Origin of the sequence: Streptomyces alkaliterrae (assembly GCF_007097205.2) — a bacterium.
Taxonomy (GTDB): Bacteria; Actinomycetota; Actinomycetes; order Streptomycetales; family Streptomycetaceae; genus Streptomyces; species Streptomyces alkaliterrae.
Genome location: NZ_VJYK02000444.1, coordinates 1 through 3228 on the forward strand (window position 1 = coordinate 1; position 3228 = coordinate 3228).

Here is a 3228-nt window from a genome sequence, read left to right on the forward strand (position 1 = left end):
GGGCCGGTTGGTGCGCGGTGGTGGGGGCTTCACCCGCAGCGGCGCCTTCCGGGGGGTCGACGTCCGTGTGCTCGCGCTCCAGCAGCTCGACGGCGTGCCGCCCGAGCTGCGCGACCAGCGCCGGTGGCAGCCACGGGTCCAGCACCCGGCCGTCCCGCACGGCGTCCGCCGCGCCCGAGCGGTCCAGCAACTCGTCCGGTGTCGGCCGCGCCGCCGGGTCCTTCCGCAGGCAGTCGCGGATGAGGTCGACGATGCCCTCCGGCACGTCGTCAAGGTCCGGCTCCCCCTCGGCGATCCGGTACATCAGGGCGTGCGCGCCGCTGTCGGCGTTACCGAACGGCATCCGCCCGCTCGACGCGAACGCCAGCACCGAACCGAGCGCGAACACGTCGCACGGCGGTTCCACCCGGCTGCCGCGCACCTGCTCCGGCGCCATGAAGCCCGGCGAGCCGATCACCGCCCCGGTGCGGGTCAGCCCGCCGTCGGCGACGGTCTCCAACGCCCTGGCGATCCCGAAGTCGATGACCCGCGGCCCGTCGATCGTCACCAGCACGTTGGACGGTTTGAGGTCGCGGTGCACAAGACCCGCCGTGTGGATGTCCTTCAGCGCCAGCGCGAGCCCGGCGGTCAACACCCGCAACGAGCGTTCCGCCAGTGGCCCGTGATCCCGCGCCACCACGCCGTACAGGCTCGGCCCCGCGACGTAGCCGGTGGCCACCCACGGCACCGGCGCCTCGGTGTCGGCGTCCAGCACCGGCGCCGTCCACACTCCGCCCACCCGCTGCGCGGCCCGCACCTCGTGCCGGAACCGCCGGCGGAACTCGTCCTGCTCGGCCAGCTCGGCGCGGACCAGTTTGACCGCCGCCGTCCGGCCGCGGTCCGATCTGGCCAGGTACACCTGGCCCATGCCGCCGGCGCCCAGCCGCCCCAACAGCCGGTAGCCGCCGACGCGTCGCGGATCCGCCGCTCCGAGCTGCTCCATGTGGCGTACGCCCTCCCCCGTCCGGACTGGCCCACGTGCGACGGGCCCGGAACCCGAGGATAGTCGGGGCCGGGCACCGCTTCGCGCGTCCGGCGACACCACGGGAAACTCACCCGAACGGCCTACGTCCTGCTCCCCTCCGGACGTCGGCGGGCGCACGGTGGGCCTATGCGGTTCCAACGGGTCGCGCCGGCCACGGGGGTGCTGCTGGTGGCCGTACTGACGATGGGGGACACCCCGCCGGCCACCGGTCCCCGGCCGGACGCGGTACAGGAACGGCGGGTGACCTGGGCGGCCCCCCGCCCGGCCATCGTGCCGCGCGCCGCCTGGCGCGCCGACGAGGAACTGGTCAGGGAACCGTCCGGCTACAACCGCGCGGTGCGCGCCGTCGTCGTCCACCACACCGGGCACGGCAACAACTACCGGTGCGCCGACGTCCCCGAGATCCTGCGCGCCATGCAGCGTGACCACGTGCGGCGGATGGGCTGGGACGACCTCGGCTACAACTTCGTCGTCGACCGCTGCGGCACGGTCTACGAGGGCCGGGCGGGCGGCGTCGACCGGGCCGTGCGCGGCGCGCACAGCAAGGGGTTCAACACCGAGAGCGTGGGCATCGCCGTCATCGGCACCTTCGGCGGCTCCGCGGACGTGCCGCGGCGGGCCCTGGCGGCCCTGGCGGCCGTCGCGGCGTGGAAACTCGCGCCGCACGTCGATCCGCGCGGCACCGTCCGGCTGGTGTCCACCAACAACGAGAGCCGATTCCCCGAGGGCACCGCCGTCCGGCTATCGGTGATATCCGGCCACCGCGACAGCTTCCCCACCCACTGCCCGGGCGACGCCTTCGCCGCCCGCCTCCCCGAACTGCGCCGAGCTGTCGCGGACCTCCGCGCCCGGTGAGGGCGGCGGTGCGTGGTAGCGGCCGTCCCGGTCACCGCGCCGGTCGGCCAGCTGGATCATGATCACCACCACGACCAGCAGCACCACGCACAGCATCGCCGCCCAGACCAGCCATCTCCTGCCCATGTCCGCACCGTAGGCCCGCCCGGCGCCGGGCGCGCGGCGACGGGGTCCCGACGGGTGGCTCACACCGGAACCAGCACGACCTTGCCGACCGTGCCGCGCAACTCCAGCTCCCGGTGCGCCCGGGCCGCCTCGGCCAGCGGGTAGCGCCGCACCAGCGGCGTCACCGTGCCGGCCGCGACCAGCCCCAGCGCCCGCTCCTCCAGCACCCGGACGTTCTCCATCCCGCCGATCCGCTCGAACATCGGCGGCCCCAGCACCGAGCGGGAGTCGACTCCCAGCCGCGCCGCCTCCTCCGGCGGCAGCACCGCCTGACCGTCCGGATCAAAGCCGGTGGCGGCGTACCCGTACGACAGGTGCGTGCCGCCCTTCGCGAGCAGCCCGATCGCCGTACGCGCCGCGGGCCCGCCGACGCCCTCCAACAGATACGTCGCCGGTCGCCTGCCGAACTTCTCCGTGACCCGTTCGGCCCAGCCCGGGTCCGTGTAGTCCACCGCCAGGTCGGCGCCGACGCCCCGGACGGCGGCCACCTTCTCCGGCCCACCGGCCACACCGACCACGCGGGCGCCGGCCGATCTGGCGTACTGCACCAGCAGGTTGCCGATACCGCCGGCCGCCGCCAGCACCACCACGGTGTCCTCCGGGCCCAGCTCGGCGAACTGGAGGACGCCCATCGCGGTGCGTCCTGTGCCGACCATGGCGAGGGCGTGGGCCTCCGACACCGCGTCCGGTAGCACGTGTAGCCGCTCCGCGCCCGTGACGGCCAGCTCCGCGTAGCCGCCGGGAGCCATGCCCAGGTGCGCCACCACCCGGCGGCCCCGCCACGTCTCGGCCACGCCCGGCCCGACGGCGTCCACCGTTCCGGCGACCTCCCGCCCGGGGATCGTCGGCAGCGCGACGGGTACCGGCGTCGGCCCCAGCGCCAGCCCCTCCCGCAGCGCGGTGTCCACAAGGTGCACACCGGCGGCGGCGACCCTGATCCGGACCTCGCCCTCGGCGGGGACGGGGTCCGGCGCTTCCTCGTACCGCAGGTTCTCGGCCGGACCGAAGGAGTGAAGACGGATGGCACGCATGACGGCTCCCGAGTTGATCGTGGCTGACGGTCGGTTGATCGCCCGCTCATCGTCCGACCTCAAGTTCCCTTGAGGTCAAGCCCCGGCTTCCGGTCCCGTTGTCACACCCTTCGGTCACGATGTCCCCATGGACAACACCGGCCCGGTCTGCCC

The 3228-nt window shown here is 74.6% G+C and carries 3 protein-coding genes; 1 reads left to right on the plus strand and 2 read right to left on the minus strand.

Annotation, left to right across the window (positions count from 1 at the left end; genetic code table 11):
• On the minus strand, nt 1-982 hold a 982-nt coding region (locus FNX44_RS25300; protein ID WP_143651314.1), incomplete at its 3' end, for a serine/threonine-protein kinase.
• A 168-nt stretch (nt 983-1150) separates the two neighbouring features.
• Between FNX44_RS25300 and FNX44_RS25305 the strand changes: the two genes are divergently transcribed.
• Nucleotides 1151-1879: a peptidoglycan recognition protein family protein gene (locus FNX44_RS25305; protein WP_143651315.1), complete on the plus strand. Its 729-nt coding sequence runs from the start codon at nt 1151-1153 to the stop codon at nt 1877-1879.
• Between the two features lie 185 nt (nt 1880-2064).
• Here FNX44_RS25305 and FNX44_RS25310 read toward each other — a convergent pair whose 3' ends face one another.
• Complete coding sequence (locus FNX44_RS25310; RefSeq protein WP_143651316.1) at nt 2065-3075, minus strand: zinc-binding dehydrogenase; 1011 nt, start codon at nt 3073-3075, stop codon at nt 2065-2067.
• Between the last annotated feature and the right edge of the window lie 153 nt (nt 3076-3228).